The organism is Mycoplasma phocoenae, from assembly GCF_012934855.1.
Classification (GTDB): domain Bacteria; phylum Bacillota_I; class Bacilli_A; order Mycoplasmatales; family Metamycoplasmataceae; genus Metamycoplasma; species Metamycoplasma phocoenae.
The window spans coordinates 664,754-683,452 of sequence record NZ_CP051481.1 but is presented as its reverse complement, the minus strand read 5'-3'; the positions used below and the strand labels follow the sequence as shown (position 1 = coordinate 683,452).

Below are 18,699 nucleotides of genomic sequence, written 5' to 3'. Positions count from 1 at the left end.
TGATATTTTTTTTAAACAAATTTAGCTTTCTATTATTTAAAATAATGTATAATAACAACTATGCCGATTTAGCTCAGTTGGTAGAGCAACTGATTCGTAATCAGGAGGTCGTAGGTTCGAACCCTATAATCGGCACCAGCTTATAAAAAAATAAAAAAAATAAAAAAAAATTAAACAAATCATTTTTTTTAGGTTATAATATATAAGCAATTTAACGCTAGAGATTGCCGATATAGCTCAGCGGTAGAGCAGCTGGCTGTTAACCAGTTGGTCACAAGTTCAATCCTTGTTATCGGCGCCATGGCCCTATGGTGAAGCGGTTAACACACATGGTTTTCATCCATGCATTCGCGGGTTCGAGTCCCGCTAGGGTCACCATCGGACGATTAGCTCAGTTGGGAGAGCATCGCCCTTACAAGGCGAGGGTCGTGGGTTCGAGCCCCTCATCGTCCACCATTTGTTTAAATACACCAAAGAGACGCTATTGCGTCTTTTTTTATAGTTTTGTAAATATATAATTATATAATTATAATTAATAATTAAAAACCAAGGAGGAGTTAATGCCAGCTATTTCACAAGAAACATGAAAAGCTTATATACCAGGTGATCCTAACACTGCTTTTGCGTTAGGACCAATCAGAGTCTATTCATTATTAATTATGTTGGGTATGATATGTGCGATACTAACTTCATTATGATTTTGAAAAAGAGAAAAATATTCATTTGAATTATTCGCAACATTAGTTATTATTACATTACCAACAGCAATAATAGGAGCACGTTTATTTTTCATATTTGAACAATTAGAAGTCGGAAACAATGAGTACTTAAAAGCTAATTGATATAAAGTATGACATGGGGGACTGTCAATTCAAGGAGGTGTTATTGTAACCACGATAGTGGATACTATATTCTTATGATTCCACAGAAAAACTATTGATTTAAGAAAAGCATTTTCAATAGTTATACCTACCATATTAATTGGTCAAGCAATTGGACGTTGAGGGAACTTTGCTAACCATGAGTTATTTGGAGCTGCAATCAGTGCAGATGATGCAAGCATAAGTTTCTTGCCATCATTCATTATAAAACAAATGTATATTCAAGTTGATGGGGTATCAAGCGTAAGAGTACCTTTATTCTTCTATGAATCAGTAGCTAACCTGTTTGGATACATTGTTTTATGTTGAATATTAAACAAATACAACTGATTAAAACCAGGTTCTACTGGAGCAATGTACTGAATTTTCTACGGAATCACTCGTGTTTCAATGGAAAATTTACGTTACGAACATTATAAATTTTATGTAGTTCTTTCGATAATTTATATTGTATTAGGAACACTTGCTTTATTATATTTTGAATTATCACCAAACAAACGTTATACACTTTACAAAGTATTACCATCTAAAAAACCATGAGTAAACAAAATTAATTATTTCTATGTTTGAGAAGATTCAGAACAATACATATTACGCAAAGCAAAAGAAGCACAAAGAAAAGCACTATTAGAAAGAAGTAGATAAACATATGAAAAATACTCAATACGACGTACTAATCATTGGTGCTGGTCCTGCGGCCTTAACTGCAACAATATACACAACAAGAGCCAATTTAAAAACAGCTTTTATTGAAAAAGCTGTTCCCGGAGGTAAGTTATTAAGTCAATCAAAAATAGAAAATTATCCCGGAGATAAACTTATTCGTGGCGATGAGTTGGCATTGCGTTTGTTTGAACATGCCAGAGAATATGGTGGAGAATATTTATATGGTGATGTTATTGAAATTAGAAACATTGAAGATACATACAAAGAATTAGTACTGGCAGATGGTACCGTGTATACCACTAAATCAGTAATAATCGCTTCTGGTATGGTTAACCGCATACCCACAGATATAATTAATATTGATAAATTTAATCACAAAGGAGTATCATATTGCGCTATTTGTGACGGTCCCTTATTCAAGGGTCAACCGATGGCTATTATTGGCGGTGGTAACTCAGCTATTGAGGAAGCTTCATACGTAGCAAGCATTTCGCCAAAAGTATATGTGTTTGTACGTGATGATATAATTGCTGAAAAAGCCTTGGTTGATGAATTAAAATCTAAAGACAATGTGGAAATTATTAAAAACTCTTCAATTGTAGAACTACAAGGCGATAACACATTACAAAAAGCAATAGTAAAAGTAAATGATGAAACAAAAGAGTTTGAAATTAATGCTTTATTTCCTTATATAGGATTTTTACCAAGCATTGAATTTGCTCAAAATTTGAACATTTTAGATAAAAATAATTTTGTTATCACAGATGAAAATATGGAAACCAGCATTCCAAACATTTTCGCAATCGGTGACGTTAGAGCTAAAACCATTAGACAAATCACAACAGCCACAGCGGACGGAACCATTGCTGCCAAGGTATTAACAAACAGATTATCATAACAAACAAACACTTGGCATAGTGTTTGTTTTAATAAAATTTATTGCTAATAAAAGTTATAAAATTATTAAGAGGTGATTATGGAAATAAAGGAAAAAATTAATACAATATCTAAAAATTATAAAAGATTTAAAGACATGGAAACTTACAATGAATATCTTGATGCATTTCAAAATTTAAACAAGGTTGTTTATAAAGAAGGTGCTGTATCAACAAAACACAAAGAACTTACAGCTGTCGCGATAGCAACTAGCCAAAGATGTGAACCATGTTTAATATCACACATCAAAAAAGCTATTATTGCTGGTGCTACAAAAGAAGAAATAATTGAATCTGCATTAGTGGCTTGTGCATTTAGCGGGGGCCCAGCATTAAATACTGTTATTCAAACAGTACAAGTTATTATTGAAGAATATATAAAATAAAAAAAAGAGCAAGCGCTCTCTTTTTTTATTGGTGATTTAACATTTGGCTGCCCTTGTTAGATTCGAACTAACGCGTGTCGGTACCAAAAACCGATGCCTTACCGCTTGGCTAAAGGGCAATATATGGTGGGAGGGGAGGGATTCGAACCCCCGAACCGTGAGGAAGTGGGTTACAGCCACCCGCGTTTGGCCACTTCGCTACCCTCCCGTATGTTGCTTGTAGAACATGCAAAAATAATTATACATAAAAAAATAAATTTTTAACATTTTTTTTATATTAGTTCAAAAACTTGATTTTTTTGCAGTAAAGGTTATAATGTTAATACTTTAGTATTAAATATTTGGAGTTAAAATGAGTAAAAAAATAGAAAAAATAACACCATTAGCAGAAGATTTTTCACGTTGATATCTTGATGTTGTTAAAAATGGTGATTTAATAAGTTATGGTAAAACTAGGGGTACTATTGTATTCAAACCATTATCATTTGGTATATGAGAAAATATCCAAAAAAATCTTGATGCAGAATTTAAGAAATTAGGTGTACAAAACGTATACTTTCCTTTATTAATTCCTGAATCATTAATAAATAAAGAAAAAGATCATGTTAATGGATTTAATCCGGAACTTGCAACCGTTACTGAAGTTGGCGGGAAACCATTGAGTGAAAAATATTACATAAGACCAACCAGTGAAGTATTATTCAATGACTTTTTTAAAAACGAAGTGGAAAGTTACAATGATTTACCATTAGTATACAATCAATGAGCAAACGTAATGCGCTGAGAAAAAACAACCAATCCTTTTTTAAGAACAACTGAGTTTTTATGACAAGAAGGACACACAGTACATGCTGATGCTGTTGAAGCTAGAAAATTAACAAGAACAATGTTGAAAACATATGCAAAATTTTTAAAAAATTACTTAGCAATTCCAGTAATTCAAGGTAAAAAAACACCGAGAGAAAAATTTAGTGGTGCTTGTTCAACATACACAATTGAAGCAATGATGAAAAATGGTCGTGCATTACAAGCTGGTACAAGTCACTATCTTGCACAAAATTTCACTAAAGCCTTTGACATAACATTCAAAAACGCTGAAAACAAAAGAGAGTTTGCATACGGTACATCTTGAGGAGTAACAACTCGTTTGATAGGAGCATTAATAATGGCTCACGGAGATGATAGAGGGTTAATAATACCTCCAAAAGTAGCTCCTGTACAAATAGATATTCTTGAAATATTCGGACATAAAGATCCAGCTGTAAAAAATTTAGCTAAACAAGTTAAAAAAGACTTATCAAAATTCTTTAGAGTTAAATTAGATGATAGCTCAAAAGGTCCTGGATTTAAAGCGGCAAACAGTGAAATTCACGGTACACCAATTAGAATTGAAATTGGTTCAAATGAAGCCATGAATAATTCGGTAACAATCGTAAGAAGAGATACCCTTGAAAAAGTCACAGTTCCCTTTACCAAAGATTTGAAATCAGTAATCAGAAAGATATTCACTGATATTCACAATAATTTATATAATGCTGCATACGATCGTATGTTAAATAACATAGTTACTTGTGATAATATGGAAGATTTTAAACAAAAAATCGATGAAGGTAAATGAGTACTTATGTCATTCTGCGGTGATGAAGACGCCGAAGCATTTATTCAAGAAACAACTGGAGCCACAGCTCGTTGTATTCCCTTTAAAGATCCAATTCATATTGAATCAACATCATGTGTATTAAATGGTAAAAAAACAAAACGTAATGTAATCTTTGCTAAAGCATACTAAAAAATAATAAATCACATAAATTATTTATAATTTTTATATATATTAAGGAGAAATTATGATCAAAAAATTAACAGACGCAAAAGAATTAGAAACATTAAAAGGAAAAACATTTTTAATTTTTAGTGCTCCATGATGCTCAAGTTGTACAATGATTAAACCTGTTGTTGCCGATTTAGCAGATAAACACCCAGAACTTACAGTTATTACTGTTGAAGTTGATGATTTTCCTGAATTAACAAGACAATATGGTGTAAATTCAATACCAAGTTATTACGTATTTGAAGATAACAAAGTTGTAAATTCAGGTGTTGGTTTTAACCCATTACCTCAATTAGAAAAACTACTTTTGGGTTAATTTAATGCAATTTAAACCGCAAGCAATCTTTATTGATTTAGATGGTACATTGGTTGATGCTAGAAAAAAACAAATAAGTGAAGAAAATAAAAACGAAGTTATAAAAGTTAACCAAACAATACCTTGTTTTATTTCTACGGGTAGAGGGTTAAGTGAAGAATTAATTAATACTACTCAAGAATTAGGGTTAGATTATGGTGTTGCTCAAAACGGAGCAATCATTTATGATCGCTCTGGGAAAATAATTAGAAAATTTACTATAAAAGATTCTACATACGAACAATTATTTAAAAAAATAACAAAATTTAAAATTCCTTTTATAGCTAATTCATCCAAAATCATTTATTCGAATTCATTAAGTTCAAAATTGATACCTTTATTTAAAAAAGAGTACAAAATTGAAAAAACAAAAAACGCTCAAAACTTAACAGATATAACAAAAATACTATTACTTTTTTCAAGTGCTAAAAAAGCCAGAAAAATTCAAAAATCATTTTCAAAAGAATTCAGAGATTTAAATGTATTGTTAGCTTCCAACCACGCAATTGAAATAAATGACATTAATGCTTCTAAAGGTAAGGCTAATAGTTTCATTTGTTCGTTAAACAACATCGATCCATTAAAAACAGTTCATATTGGAGACAGTATGAACGATTCAACAACAGCTCAATATATGGGTTGTTTAATAGCTATGCAAAATTCTTCAGCTGATTTAAAAAAAATCGCTTCAGAACAAGGTGAATATTTTAAAAAAGCTGGACTTGCTAAAATATTGAGAAAAATAGCAAACGTTTAACACTAGTGAATAAAACACACATTTTATTGATAAAAAAATCTATTATTATAGGCTTTTATCAAATGTAATATGTTGTGTTTTTTTTATAATTTAGGAAAAAACAAAATAATTACAAAAAAATGTTAATTTTGCTTTTTTTTGTTTATAATACTAATGCACAAATTAATAGCTATGTGTTGCCACCATAGCCAAACGGCCAAGGCAAAGGTCTGCAACACCTCGATTACCGGTTCGAATCCGGTTGGTGGCTCCAAATATGCGCCCGTAGCTCAATTGGACAGAGTGCTTGGTTACGGCCCAAGAGGTTGTGGGTTCAACTCCTGCCGGGCGCGCCATATCATTAAATTGACCAAAAAAAACCAGTGTTTCTGGTTTTTTTATTTTTCTTTATTAATATCATAAATTTGATTAGCAAGTTTAGCTGTTTTAACAAATTCAGGATTTTCTAAATATGTTTTTTTAAGTTTTAACAAATTATTTAATTTTACCGAATTTTCTTCTTTAGCTCTTTTAAAATCGAAAAACAATAATACAGATTGTAAGAAAACGATAACCGAAGAAATTATTGCAATAACCATAAATATTTGTCTTAATGGTAAATATTCATTAAAACGAATAGCGAATAAGTTTAATAAAACTTGCAATGAAGAAACAACCATAATCACTAATGCAATAATCAAATAAATCAAATGTGATTTTCAAAATTTACGGCGATACTTTTTAAATTCTGATTCAACGTTATTTAATAAATCATTATTTAGTGTCTTGTTTGTCATTTTCCATAACCTCTCATGATATTCCACATATATTTGAAACATTGATATAGTAATTTAAATTTCTATTTTTAGAAAAATATTCACCAATTTTTTCTTCTCATAATAATTTTTCTAGTTGAATTTTTTCTAATCTTGATTTGTATAAAGATATTTTTTTACTAATCACAAAAAAACCTATTAAACTTGTTAAGAAAGTTGTTAATGCTGCTATTCCAGTCGTTATTAATAAATAACTACTGAAACCATTGAATAAACTTCAATTAAATTTGTAATAAAGCTGTAATGTACCGAATATTGAAATAATGAGAGAAACAACCATAATAGCTATATTTAAAATATAAAATCAAAATGAAAATAAATTAACTCTAAATTTTAGTTTTTTTTCCATTTTTTTAACTCATAATAGTAAATCGTCGTGCATTATTCATCCTCTTTTCCTGACAATACATTAAACATAACATTTTTTAAATTGGCTTTAGCTTTTGGTGAAGCTATTTTTATTATTTGTTGTATGTTATATTCGAATATTTCATCAGTCATTGATTCGTCGTTTATATATAAAGTATGTAAATAATCCAATAGCCGATAAACGCGTTTATATGATAAAGTTCTTGAGGTTGCTTTTATTATTGCCATCACTATTGCCATGACAAATAAAAATATAGTACATACCGCAACTGATATTGTTAAATACATGTTATTTTCAGTACTTTCCGGATATTTTTTAATATATTTAACGCCTAAATGAATTGCATATGAACTCAATCCAATAATTGTTAAATTAAGCAGAATTACTGAAATACTGATAATTCTCTGTAATAGCGTTTCAATTTTTATTTTTTTGGCTAATTTATTACATGTTTTATCCATGTAAATCATTAATCTTTTATTTACGTGTTGATTTTCGTTATTAATATTTTCCATATATAAATGATAACTGGAAAAAAAATAAATCATAGTTTTTAGCACTCTTTTATAAAAAGTGCTAAATCAGTGCTAAATTTAGTATAATATTTTTATTAAAGGGGAAAAATGAAAGAACTAAAAATAAAAGATGAAGACTTGTTGAAAAAGATTGTAGAAACATACATAGAAACAGGACAACCAGTCGGTTCTAAGTATTTATGTCAAAGATACAGTATGAAATGTTCACCAGCAACAATAAGAAGCAGAATGGTATTGTTAGAAGAGGCTGGATATATAGAAAAGAATCACACGAGTAGTGGTAGAATACCTTCAATAAATGGTCTGGAATACTATACGAAAAAACTAGTATACAATCCCAAAAAATATTTGCAGGAAAAATTAGAAGATGCTTTAGCAAGAAGAAGACTTTCAATTGACACGACTATAGAGCAAGCTGCTTCAGTAATTTCTGAAGTAGCTGGGTTAACTCTTGTTACAACTAGTGATAACAGTGATGAAGTATTGAAATCTATTTCATTAACTGTTTTATCTGAAACATCTGCAATAATTGTATTAGTGTCTTCAAGCGGTAGAGTTGAATCAAAAATGTTTACATTTGATAGCAGTAAAATCGCTATTGATGATGTAAGAATTGCAGTGCGTTTATTCAAAGACAGATTAATTGACACACCATTAGTAGATTTAAGAATGAAAGCAATGGCTTTGAATCCCATATTTGCTACTCAAGTAAAAAACTATGAATTACTTATTCAAGAATTTATTCGTTCAGTATTCATCTTTGAAGAAGAGCATGTTTCACACGTTTATAATAAAAATCAAATTATTTTATCAAGAGATATCACTCGGGAAGGAATTACTGACGTATTGGATTTCATCGAAAATCAATCTGTATGAGCAGCATTAGAACACGATTTAGACGATGAATGTTCAATTAAATTTGATTTAAACAGACCTAATATAAGTTTAATTTCAAAAAAAATTGATTTTAGAAACTCTAAAAACATAAAAGAAGTAACAGTTGTTGGTTCAAATAGAATGGATTATGATAAAGCGTTCGAAGCATTAACAACAATGGAAAAATTATTAAAAGAAACGGCTAAGGAGTAAAAATGAATAAAGAATTAAAAATTGAATTATTTGATAATCTAACTATTGATTTAAAAATAAAAAGCAAAGATGTAAATGTCAATGATGTAGTATTAACAAAAAAAGAAATTATTATCGGATTCAATCAAATTGATAGATTTGTAGAAGATTTTATTATTAATCAATCCAATTTAATATTGGACAAAGAATATAAATTTCACAACAAAGACAAAACCTTTAACTATATATTAAAAATATTAAAACATAAAAAAATTTCAAAAGCTCACAGAATGGATAGACAAGCTTTAGTTCAAATGAAAATGAATGAAATGAAATATATGGATGAAATCACCAAATATTTATTAAAAATTAATGAATTAAAACAACAAATTGAAAAGCTAGATGAACAATATAAACAAAGTGCTCAAGTGTTTCAACAAAAAGCTCAAACAGAATTAAACAAATTAAAAGAACAAACATACCAACACACTCAAGAAGAAATTGCGCATATCAAAAAATATGCATTACAAGATTTCTTTGAAGAATTCTTATTAGTATTAAACAATTTAGAAGTTGCGGCAAATTCTGGTTTAAATTCAACCAACTCGGAAGTGCAAGCATACACCAAGGGATTTGCGATGCTTTTAAATAAAATTGAATTAATTTTATCAAATTATAACGTCACAAAAATTACACCTTTAGTTGGCGAAATATTTGATGCTAATGTGCATCAAATATTTGAATTACAAGATGCGGATAAACAAAAAGACAGCATTTTAAAGGTAAAAAGCATTGGTTATAAACTTCATGACCGTGTGATTAAACCAGCCTTGGTTATAGTACAAAAATAATTTTTTAAAAAGCAATTATTATGATGCTTTTTTTGTGAAATAAAAAAAACAAAATTTTTTGTAAAAAAAGTTTTTTTTTATTTATAATAATAAAGCATTGTAAGCGCCTCCTTAGCTCAGCTGGCAGAGCAATCGCCTTGTAAGCGATAGGTCGTAGGTTCGAATCCTATAGGTGGCACCATTATGCGCGAGTGGTGAAATGGCAGACACGCTAGTTTTAGGCACTAGTGCTTCACGGCGTGAGGGTTCAAGTCCCTCCTCGCGCACCATGTCAACTTATTGACCAACTGCATAAGCAGTTTTTTTTTTAATTTTAATAACAAAAAAAACAGCGTAAACTGTTTTTTAGCTATTTATTGCATCTTTAATTTTATTTATTTTTTTAAGTGCTGCAAGTGTTTTTTCAAGTACTGGAATTGCTAAATCGCATTCCTCATCAGTCATTTTTGCAAATTTTGAATCGTCATTGTCAAAGTATTTTGTTATTTTGTTATTTGCAATCATTTCACTAAAATCTTTTTTACCATCTTTTAAGCTTTTGATTTCATTTGTCAATTCTTTAACTTTACTTTGTTTTGAATTTAATGTTGTACATGAAATTGCAATAAAAGGTGTAGCGATTGCTATAGATGCACTTGTAAGTGCTAATATTTTTTTAGATATTTTCATATGTTCCTTTCGTTTTTTCTATGTTTTAAATATATCGAGAATTGACATTCTTGTCAACTAAATTAACTACTTTGGACATTATTTCCGTGTAATTCAGTCTTTTTGGTAAAATTAGTATACTTGTTTAATAACATATATTAATATATGTATTAATTTATAAAGGAGTTGTGAAACATGTCTGATCAAAAACAACACGAATTAAAACAAAAATTCATAAACACAATTAGCAAAGTGGTGGGCATTATTGGTTTAACATATTTAGATTTTGACAAAGAACCAATTGCATTAGATGACGATCTTGATGAATGCATTCAAATTGAAGTAACTAACAACAAATATGTAAGTATCAAACTAGCACTTATTTTACTTTCAAATGTAAGCGTTAAAAAAGTTATGGAAGAACTCGAACAAGTAATAACATATACATTGAAATCAGAAAAATATCATTTAAAAACGCTAGACGCGTTCGTTAGAAAGGTTGAATAATATGAACGGTATTGAATGAAAATATGCGATGATTTCCGCATCGAATAATTTAGGTAATTTTAAGAACACAGTTGATAGATTAAATGTATTCCCAGTTCCAGATGGCGATACGGGAACAAATATGCATGCCACAATCAATGCAGCTAAGGAATATTTGACAAATTTAGACGAATCTCAATGTGTTCATATTGGTAAATTAACATCTTCAATTGCTCAGCAAATGCTATTAGGTGCAAGAGGAAACTCTGGTGTTATTCTATCGCAAATATTCCGTGGCTTCTCTTTATCATTGGCAGACAAAAAAACTATTGAAACAAAAGATATTATAAAAGCTTTTAAAAGTGCGAAAGAAACAGCGTATAAAGCGGTACTTAAGCCAGTTGAAGGAACATTATTAACTGTAATTAGAGAAACAAGTGAATATTTAAGTCAATTAGATGAAAAAACAAGCATCCCAGAATTATTCGCTTTAGCTTATGAAGAGGCGTTGAAAAGTTGCAATAATACACCCAATTTATTACCAGTGTTAAAAGAAGTGGGTGTCGTTGATTCTGGTGGATATGGTTTAGTTAAAATCATTGAAGGTTTAAGTTTGTTTTTCCAAAATAAACCTGTAGAGCTTTCAGATCAAGGTGAAGAAAGCGACATTAATGCTCTGATTAGTGAAACAGAAATATTCGAAGGTGAGTTCGGTTATTGTACTGAATTTATAATCAATTTAGATAAGCCAAATAAATTTAATAAAGAATATTTAATTAAGAAATTAGAAAAAATTGGAAATTCTTTAGTTGTTGTTAACGACGAAAGCTACTTAAAAGTTCATATTCATGCTTTAAAACCAGGGAATGTTTTAAACTCAGTTCAATCGCTTGGTGAATTTATCAAAATCAAAATAGAAAATATGACACAACAAGCCAACAATTCGAAAAAACATGTTGAAAAAGAAAGATCTAAAAAATCTACAGGTGTTACTCAAGAAATTGATATGAATGAAATCATTTCAGCTAAAAGTGGACTGATTTCATGCCATTCAGGTAGAGGGATGTCAAACATAGCAAAAGAATTTGGTGCTCACTGAATTATTGAAGGTGGTCAAACAAATAATCCATCAACAAAAGATATTATTGAAGCTATTAATAAAATTGAAGCTGAAACCATCTTTATTTTACCTAATAACTCAAACATAATTTTATCCGCACAACAAGCTGCACAAATTGTTGAAAACGAAAAAAATGTAGTTATTATTCCAACCAAAACTCAAGTTGAAGGGATTAATGCTGTAATGAACTTTAATGAAGAAAATTTAGCTTTAGACAATGAAGAAAATATGTTAGATGCAATTAAGTCAACCAAATCAGCAGAAGTTACTTATGCAGTAAAAAACACTAAAATCGATGGAATGAAAATCAAAAAAGGTCAATTCTTAGCAATCACAGATCATAAAGTATTATCCACACACCGGGATGCTAATGAAGCAGCCATTGCTTTATTTGATGAACTAATCGATGAAAATTCTGAAATGGTGACAATTTACTATGGTCAAGATGCCTCTGAATCAGATGCAAACGAATTAAAAAATTATATTGAATCAACTTATGATGTTGAAGTTGAAATATACAACGGTGAACAAGCATTATATCCATATTTTATTAGTGTTGAATAATGAAAACAATAGTATTTGATATTTTGAATAATGATAATGGTTCATCACAAGCGCTTGCAGCTGCAGTTCAATTTGCAAAAGAAAATAATAATTATAAATTAAAACTATTCGGAGATAGTACTCAAATAAAGGATGTTCAACTTCCTGACAATATTGAATTTGTACATAGTCCAAATTTATTGAAAAAAACTGAAAATTTAAGAGATGTTTTACGAACAAACAGTTCAATGCTAGATGCAATTAAAGCATTAAGTGAACCAGACCATGTTGCAATTTTGAGTAGCGGTGATTCTGGCTCATATTTAACTATGGCTACATTGAAAATAAAAAGATTAAACAACATATCTAGGCCAGCATTTATGCCGTTAATTCCAAAAAGAAAAGATGGTTCATTCTTGTTATTGGATGTTGGTGCGAATTTAGAAGTTAAAGCAAATTATTTAACAGAATGAGCGAAACTTGGTTCGTTGTTTTATTCTACTATGAATAACACTCAAAAACCGAGTGTGGCACTGATGAACATCGGTACTGAAGATTACAAAGGACTTGAATCACACAAAGAAGCCAATCTTATATTAAAACAAAATAAAAATATTAATTATTTAGGGTTTATTGAACCTAAGGATATTTTTGATAAACAAAAAAATATTGATGTAGTTGTTTGCGATGGTTACGCTGGTAATATGATTTTAAAAACTATGGAAACTTCATTTTTAACAATGGGGAGACTGATTAAAGAGGCAATTCTTTCAACTTTTGTTTCAAAAATAGGCGGTTTATTAATAAAGAAATCAATAAAAAAACTTGGTAAGAAATTTGATTATCGTAACGTTGGGGCTGCTTATGTAATTGGTTTAGAAAAAATCGTATTGAAAGCTCACGGTGGCAGCGACAAAAAAGCATTTTTAGGAGCTTTGAATCAAATTAAAATTGCGATTGAATCAAATGTTATTGAAAAAATGAAACAAGAATTAAGCGAGGAAGCAAATGTATAATTATGATTATCTTGGCGAATTATTAGAGTGTTTAGAAATTGATAAAAAAGATTGTGTACTGTCACAAGATCTTAAACAAGCATTCACTCATTCGACGTTTGCTAATGAAAAAAGAGAATTTAATTCATATGAATTACACGAGTTTTTGGGCGATTCAATTATTCAATTTTTAGTAAGTAAGTATGTATTTGAAAACTATAAATATTTAGACGAAGGTAAAGCCACTACATTAAGAGCGACAATAGTAAAAACTGAAACATTGAAAAAATTTAGTACTGATTTAGATTTATTTAAATACTTGCAAGCATCAAAAGGAGCAACGAATTTGTATAAATCTAAAAAAGTTCATGCTGATTTATTTGAGTCATTTGTGGCTGCCGTATACATAACATATGGTATTGAAAAGGTAGAAAAAATATTATTCAAAACACTTTACCCAGAAATTGATAAAATGGTAAATAAAGAGAATAAGGATTCCAAAACATTGTTTCAAGAATTGGTACAAGCAAACAATATTAGTGTTGAATATGAAACATCGAAACATATGGAAGGTTTTGTGTCAATCGTAAGTTTTAACGGTACTAAATACGGAACAGGGTTTGGTAACAACAAAAAAGAAGCTGAAGAAAATGCTGCTAAAGCCGCTTTAGATTCAATGCAAGTTTAAAAAGGGAAGAGGAATATGAAATTAATAGAAGTTCAAGCACATGGTTTTAAATCATTCGCAGATAAAGTTACACTGAAATTTGATGGGGGAGTAGTAGCTATAGTTGGGCCTAATGGTTCAGGAAAAAGTAACATTAACGATGCAATAAAATGAGTACTTGGTGAGAGTTCATACAAAGCATTGCGTGGGGATAACATGGAAGATGTAATTTTTGCTGGTTCAGAAACTGAAAAAGCAATGGATACTGCCGAAGTTACATTGACTTTTGATAACAGTGATAGATCGGTAAATATACCTCATGATATTTTCACAATATCACGTGTATTAACAAGAGGAAAAGGTTCAAGCTATTTCATCAATGGTAAAGAAGCATTGATGAAAGACATTAAAGAAATAGCGATGCAAAGTGGAATTAGTAAATCTTCACTTGCAATAATTTCGCAAGGTACAATCAGTGATGTTGCTGAAGCTACACCAGAAAGACGTCGTGAATTCTTTGAAGAAGCAGCTGGTACAAGTATGTACAAAACAAGAAAAGCAGACGCGCAAAGAAAATTGGTAAAAACAGAAGAAGCTTTAGTGCATATTAACTCTATTGCTAACGAAATGGAAACGCAATTAAAACCTTTACAAAGACAAGCAGAAAAAGCTACAGTGTATTTAGATAAGGCTAGTCAATTAAAAGAAGTTGAAATAGCATTACTAGTACACGAAATGACTGAGGCAAAAAATACATTGAAAGATATTTTTGAAACACACGGTAACTCAGACGAAATTATTAAAGATTTAGATCAAAGAAAACAACAAAAACAAGCTAAAGTAGAAGCCGTATCCTTACACCGTGTTCAGCTAGATACTCAAATTAATGAATATGAAAAAGAAATAAAAAGAATAACTGACGAGATGAGCGACTTAAAAGTGCGTAATGAAGCAGCAAATCAACGTCGTGAATTAATTAAACAAGGTAAGTTAAATGTAACTTCTGAAGAAAAAATAGCTGAAAACAAAGCTGAATTAAACGAATTGAACCAAACAATTGGTCAATTGAAATCGAATAAAGTCGCTATTGAAAAACACAATGATGAACTTGGTGAAAAATATACTGAAATTAGACTAAAACTTTCTGAAGCAAAAAGTAAATTGGATCATCACAACGACCAAAAAATGCGTTTATCATACAATTTACAAAATTTAATTGAAACAAGAGACAAACGTACTAATTTAACAAAAGGTACAAAAAGCATTGTTGAAAATAAACACTTATTCAAAGGATACCGTGGTACAGTTAGCGAATTATTGAATGTACCTGAACAATATGTAAAAGCAGTTGAAACAGTATTGACCGCAGCACTGCAAAACATTGTAGTAGATACTCCCGAAGTGGCTGTTCATGCTGTTGAATTCCTGAAAAAGAACCATGCAGGGCGTGCAACATTTATCCCATTAAGTTCAATAAAACCAAGATTTATGCGGGAAGATCATTTAATCGTCGCGCAAACTCAAGAGGGCTTTTTAGGAATATTATCAGATTTAATTAAAGTTGGTCGTGAGTTCGATACACTTAAAAAATTCTTATTAGGGAACATTTTACTAGCACAAAACATTGACGAAGCTAATAAATTATCTAAATTATTAGAAAAACGTTACATGGTTGTTACGTTAGATGGTGACTTAATTCGTGTGGGTGGAATTATTAGTGGTGGACAAGTTCAAGAAGCAACTAATACATTTGCACTGGACGAAAAAATAAAAGCTATTGAATCTTCATTGCCTGCAATTGAACAAAAAATAAATGAATTAACTTCTATATATGAAGAATATTCACTTAAATCAGAAAATATCAGTCAAACACGAATAGAATTAAGTGTGCAAAGCGCAAAACTTGGTCAACAAATTCAAGATGAAACAAGAAAATTCGATTCATTAAGAGATGAAATTGAATCAATAACAAATGAAAAAATAACTCTTGAAGAAAACATTGATTTTACTGAAACTATTACTTCAATAAGTGCCAAACGTGAACAAGTTGAACAGTTGTTAACTATAAAAATTAAAGAACGTCAAGATGTACAAGCAGATTTAAACACGCACATTAAAGAAAAAGAAGAGATTGAATTTGAATTTAAACGTGTGTATGCCGCTCGTGAGCAATATATGAAAACTCAGTACAATGCTGAAAACACAATCGCAAATGCCAAAGAACGTCTAAGTAAAGAATATGAACTAATGTTTGAAACAGCTAAAGAATTATATTACAACCCAGACATCGATTATGCTGGGGCTAAATTAGTTGTTGATGAATTAAGAGCAGAAATTAAATCACTAGGACACATTAATATTGAAAGTATTGAACAATTAAAAGATGTTCAATCACGTTATGATGACATTATAGCAAACCAAAGTGAATTAAAAAACGCTAAAGATACAATTGAACAAGCTATTGCTGAAATGGACAAAATTATTATCGAAAGAATAAGAACTACCGTAAATCTTGTCAACACAGAATTCAAATATGTATTCAATAAAATGTTTGGTGGTGGAATGGCTGAAATTCGTTATACAAATCCAGATGACTTATTAGAAACAGGACTTGATATTATTGCTCAGCCTCCTGGTAAAGCAATCAAAAACTTAAAACTATTTTCTGGAGGAGAAAAAGCACTTATTGCTATTTCATTATTATTCTCTATTATTAAAGCAAAACCTTTACCTTTATGTATTTTAGACGAAGTTGAAGCCGCATTAGATGAAGCTAATGTTATTCGTTTTGCTGAATTCTTGCATAAATTGAAAGTTGATACTCAGTTTATTGTTATTACCCACCGTCAAGGAACAATGGAAAGAGTAGACCACTTATACGGGGCAACAATGCAAAATAGAGGTGTTACAACATTTTTCTCAGTTGAATTAAGCAAGGCAAAAGAATTGGTAGAACAACAATAAAATTTACTCGTTTAAAACGAGTTTTTTTTTCTATAACTAACTCTTTAAAAAAATAAATAAAGAAATAATTTAAATTATTAACATTGTTACTAATTGTTTATTTAATATGAGCACTCATAAAAGCCGATATATAAAATACAACTGCTGTAGCTTTTGTTTTGTCATTGAATTGAATACTTTATTAAAGCTAATTTTTTACTGTTTTTTTCTTAAATAAAGTAATTATTTTTTAATATATTACAATTTTAAGTCGTCGATACATGTTATTGATTTTTTAAATGTAATCATAAAACTATTAAAAAACGCGAAAAATTGATTCAAATATGTGAATTTTGTTTTTTTGATCTTGAACTTTTATAAAAAAATTATAATTTACATATATAAAATATAAAGGAGCAAAAATGAGTAAATATACAGGTAATATTGATGCTGAATATGATTTAATAGTAATTGGTGCTGGTCCTGGTGGATATTTAGCAGCCGAAGAAGGTGCTAAACATGGATTAAAAACACTAATTGTGGAAAAATGTTACTGAGGTGGAGTGTGTCTAAATGTTGGTTGCATTCCAACTAAAGCACTGTTACATGCTACAGAAGAATTTCATAAAGCAAAAACAGGTGAATTGAGTAAATTAGGATTTACGTTTGATGCGGATTCAGTTCAATTAGATTGAAATGCATTGCAAGCACAAAAAGCAAAAACAGTTACTAAATTAACTGGTGGTGTTAAAATGCTTATGAAAGGAAACAAAGTTGAAATCATCGAAGATACAGCTGAGTTTCTAGATAACAACGTATTAAAAGCTGGAGACAAAGTTGTTAAAGGTAAATATATGATTTATGCCATGGGTTCACACTCAAGAAGATTAAACTTACCAGGCTTTGAACAAGCATATATGGATAAAAAAGTTGTTACATCAACCGGGTTAATCAATATTGAAAGTCAACCATCTTCACTAACAATTATTGGTGGTGGAGTTATTGGAGTTGAGTTTGGACAAGTGTTTGCCACTGCGGGAACAAAAGTTACTATTTTACAAAACCTTGATCGTGTTCTTGCAAACTTAGACAAAGATGTTACAGACGAAGTTCAAAAACATTTGAAGAAAAAAGGTGTTGAAATCATATTCAATACAACTATTAAATCATACGAAGATGATCATGTTGTTTACGAAAAAGATGGAGAAGAATTTAAAATAAAATCAGATATTGTTTTAAGTTCAATTGGACGTATACCAAACACTGGATTTTTATCTAAAACAGATGTAAAAATTGGACAACGTGGAGAAATTGTTATTGATGAAAAATGTAAAACCAATGTGGAAAATGTTTATGCAATTGGGGATATTACAGGGCAAAACATGTTAGCGCACGTAGCTTATAAACATGCAGCGATTGCAGTATATGACATTTTAAATAGGGAAGGAAAATGCAATACTGAAATTAAATACAACCCTCTAACAGTTGCAGGATGTATTTACACAGATCCAGAAATCGCATCAATTGGTTTAACCGAAAATGCAGCAAAAGCACAAGAAAAAGAATATATTGCAACTAAATGAAGTTTCGCATATGTTGGTAAAGCTATTGCAGCTCATCGTGATTACGGATTTTGCAAATTAGTTGTGGATAAAAATAATGGGAAAATTTTAGGAGCTCAAATCATCGGAGCAAATGCTACAGATATGATTACCGAAATTGCTCTTGCAATGGATAATGATTTAAATGTGTTTGATTTAGCAAATTCAATTCATCCACATCCTACATTTAATGAAATCGTTTGAGAAGCCGCAAGACAAGCTGTTCACAAATTGGAAAAATAATATTT

At 30.1% G+C, this 18,699-nt stretch carries 18 protein-coding genes and 10 tRNA genes; 22 read left to right on the top strand and 6 right to left on the bottom strand.

What is annotated here, in order from left to right; genetic code table 4:
* Positions 1–62: 62 nt before the first annotated feature.
* The 7 genes from HGG69_RS03040 to HGG69_RS03010 all read left to right on the top strand — a co-directional run bounded on the left by HGG69_RS03040 (position 63) and on the right by HGG69_RS03010 (position 2,868).
* Positions 63–138 (top strand) — tRNA-Thr (locus HGG69_RS03040).
* Positions 139–226: 88 nt separating this feature from the next.
* A tRNA-Asn gene (locus HGG69_RS03035) sits at positions 227–301 on the top strand.
* Position 302: 1 nt separating this feature from the next.
* Positions 303–378: transfer RNA gene (locus HGG69_RS03030), tRNA-Glu, on the top strand.
* Between the two features lie 2 nt (positions 379–380).
* Positions 381–456 (top strand) — tRNA-Val (locus tag HGG69_RS03025).
* Between the two features lie 104 nt (positions 457–560).
* Complete coding sequence (lgt, locus tag HGG69_RS03020) at positions 561–1,526, top strand: prolipoprotein diacylglyceryl transferase (RefSeq protein WP_205852858.1); 966 nt, start codon at positions 561–563, stop codon at positions 1,524–1,526.
* A gap of 4 nt (positions 1,527–1,530) precedes the next feature.
* Entirely contained in the window at positions 1,531–2,445 is a 915-nt protein-coding gene (locus HGG69_RS03015) for an NAD(P)/FAD-dependent oxidoreductase (RefSeq protein ID WP_169605303.1), read from the top strand.
* A gap of 78 nt (positions 2,446–2,523) precedes the next feature.
* The gene (locus HGG69_RS03010; RefSeq protein WP_169605302.1) at positions 2,524–2,868 is read left to right on the top strand and encodes a carboxymuconolactone decarboxylase family protein; all 345 of its coding nucleotides are present in this window, start codon (positions 2,524–2,526) and stop codon (positions 2,866–2,868) included.
* 44 nt (positions 2,869–2,912) lie between these two features.
* Here the strand turns inward: HGG69_RS03010 and HGG69_RS03005 are convergent.
* Positions 2,913–2,987 (bottom strand) — tRNA-Gln (locus HGG69_RS03005).
* 5 nt (positions 2,988–2,992) lie between these two features.
* Positions 2,993–3,076: transfer RNA gene (locus tag HGG69_RS03000), tRNA-Tyr, on the bottom strand.
* A 144-nt stretch (positions 3,077–3,220) separates the two neighbouring features.
* On the opposite strand from HGG69_RS03000, the gene proS reads away from it, so the two are divergent.
* From proS to HGG69_RS02975, 5 genes are all read left to right on the top strand, one after another.
* Complete coding sequence (gene proS / locus HGG69_RS02995) at positions 3,221–4,657, top strand: proline--tRNA ligase (RefSeq protein ID WP_169605301.1); 1,437 nt, start codon at positions 3,221–3,223, stop codon at positions 4,655–4,657.
* A gap of 55 nt (positions 4,658–4,712) precedes the next feature.
* The gene (locus HGG69_RS02990) at positions 4,713–5,012 is read left to right on the top strand and encodes a thioredoxin family protein (protein WP_169605300.1); all 300 of its coding nucleotides are present in this window, start codon (positions 4,713–4,715) and stop codon (positions 5,010–5,012) included.
* A 4-nt stretch (positions 5,013–5,016) separates the two neighbouring features.
* Positions 5,017–5,808, top strand: a complete 792-nt coding sequence (locus HGG69_RS02985) for a Cof-type HAD-IIB family hydrolase (protein WP_169605299.1) — start codon at positions 5,017–5,019, stop codon at positions 5,806–5,808.
* 178 nt (positions 5,809–5,986) lie between these two features.
* Positions 5,987–6,061 (top strand) — tRNA-Cys (locus tag HGG69_RS02980).
* 5 nt (positions 6,062–6,066) lie between these two features.
* Positions 6,067–6,143 (top strand) — tRNA-Arg (locus tag HGG69_RS02975).
* A 42-nt stretch (positions 6,144–6,185) separates the two neighbouring features.
* Here the strand turns inward: HGG69_RS02975 and HGG69_RS02970 are convergent.
* The 3 genes from HGG69_RS02970 to HGG69_RS02960 are packed head-to-tail and all read right to left on the bottom strand — an operon-like array spanning position 6,186 to position 7,508.
* Positions 6,186–6,584, bottom strand: a complete 399-nt coding sequence (locus tag HGG69_RS02970) for a DUF4231 domain-containing protein (protein ID WP_169605298.1) — start codon at positions 6,582–6,584, stop codon at positions 6,186–6,188.
* Positions 6,562–7,005: a DUF4231 domain-containing protein gene (locus HGG69_RS02965; protein ID WP_169605297.1), complete on the bottom strand. Its 444-nt coding sequence runs from the start codon at positions 7,003–7,005 to the stop codon at positions 6,562–6,564. The genes HGG69_RS02970 and HGG69_RS02965 overlap by 23 nt, the downstream gene beginning before the upstream one ends.
* Positions 7,005–7,508, bottom strand: coding sequence for a hypothetical protein (locus HGG69_RS02960; RefSeq protein ID WP_169605296.1), 504 nt, complete (start codon positions 7,506–7,508; stop codon positions 7,005–7,007). Before HGG69_RS02960 ends, HGG69_RS02965 begins: the two co-directional genes overlap by 1 nt.
* 108 nt (positions 7,509–7,616) lie before the next feature.
* Here HGG69_RS02960 and hrcA point away from each other — a divergent pair, with 108 nt between their 5' ends.
* The 4 genes from hrcA (at position 7,617) to HGG69_RS02940 (ending at position 9,717) form a co-directional block, all read left to right on the top strand.
* Complete coding sequence (hrcA, locus tag HGG69_RS02955; RefSeq protein WP_169605295.1) at positions 7,617–8,618, top strand: heat-inducible transcriptional repressor HrcA; 1,002 nt, start codon at positions 7,617–7,619, stop codon at positions 8,616–8,618.
* A gap of 2 nt (positions 8,619–8,620) precedes the next feature.
* Positions 8,621–9,448, top strand: a complete 828-nt coding sequence (locus HGG69_RS02950) for a nucleotide exchange factor GrpE (protein ID WP_169605294.1) — start codon at positions 8,621–8,623, stop codon at positions 9,446–9,448.
* A gap of 105 nt (positions 9,449–9,553) precedes the next feature.
* Positions 9,554–9,629, top strand: a tRNA-Thr gene (locus HGG69_RS02945).
* Positions 9,630–9,633: 4 nt separating this feature from the next.
* A tRNA-Leu gene (locus HGG69_RS02940) sits at positions 9,634–9,717 on the top strand.
* 76 nt (positions 9,718–9,793) lie between these two features.
* On the opposite strand, the gene HGG69_RS02935 is transcribed toward HGG69_RS02940, so the two are convergent.
* On the bottom strand, positions 9,794–10,117 hold the full coding sequence (locus HGG69_RS02935) for a variable surface lipoprotein (RefSeq protein ID WP_169605293.1): 324 nt from the start codon (positions 10,115–10,117) through the stop codon (positions 9,794–9,796).
* A 174-nt stretch (positions 10,118–10,291) separates the two neighbouring features.
* Here HGG69_RS02935 and HGG69_RS02930 point away from each other — a divergent pair, with 174 nt between their 5' ends.
* The 6 genes from HGG69_RS02930 to lpdA all read left to right on the top strand — a co-directional run bounded on the left by HGG69_RS02930 (position 10,292) and on the right by lpdA (position 18,694).
* The gene (locus tag HGG69_RS02930) at positions 10,292–10,603 is read left to right on the top strand and encodes a hypothetical protein (RefSeq protein WP_169605292.1); all 312 of its coding nucleotides are present in this window, start codon (positions 10,292–10,294) and stop codon (positions 10,601–10,603) included.
* A 1-nt stretch (position 10,604) separates the two neighbouring features.
* Positions 10,605–12,266 (top strand): DAK2 domain-containing protein, encoded by a 1,662-nt coding sequence (locus HGG69_RS02925; protein ID WP_169605291.1) that lies wholly within the window; start codon positions 10,605–10,607, stop codon positions 12,264–12,266.
* Positions 12,266–13,261 (top strand): phosphate acyltransferase PlsX, encoded by a 996-nt coding sequence (gene plsX, locus HGG69_RS02920; RefSeq protein ID WP_169605290.1) that lies wholly within the window; start codon positions 12,266–12,268, stop codon positions 13,259–13,261. The genes HGG69_RS02925 and plsX overlap by 1 nt, the downstream gene beginning before the upstream one ends.
* Positions 13,254–13,928: a ribonuclease III gene (gene rnc, locus HGG69_RS02915; RefSeq protein WP_169605289.1), complete on the top strand. Its 675-nt coding sequence runs from the start codon at positions 13,254–13,256 to the stop codon at positions 13,926–13,928. The genes plsX and rnc overlap by 8 nt, the downstream gene beginning before the upstream one ends.
* Positions 13,929–13,943: 15 nt before the next feature.
* A complete protein-coding gene (locus HGG69_RS02910) occupies positions 13,944–16,871 on the top strand; it encodes an AAA family ATPase (protein ID WP_169605288.1) in 2,928 nt (975 codons plus the stop codon).
* Between the two features lie 401 nt (positions 16,872–17,272).
* Positions 17,273–18,694, top strand: a complete 1,422-nt coding sequence (gene lpdA, locus HGG69_RS02905) for a dihydrolipoyl dehydrogenase (protein ID WP_169605287.1) — start codon at positions 17,273–17,275, stop codon at positions 18,692–18,694.
* Positions 18,695–18,699 lie beyond the last annotated feature (5 nt).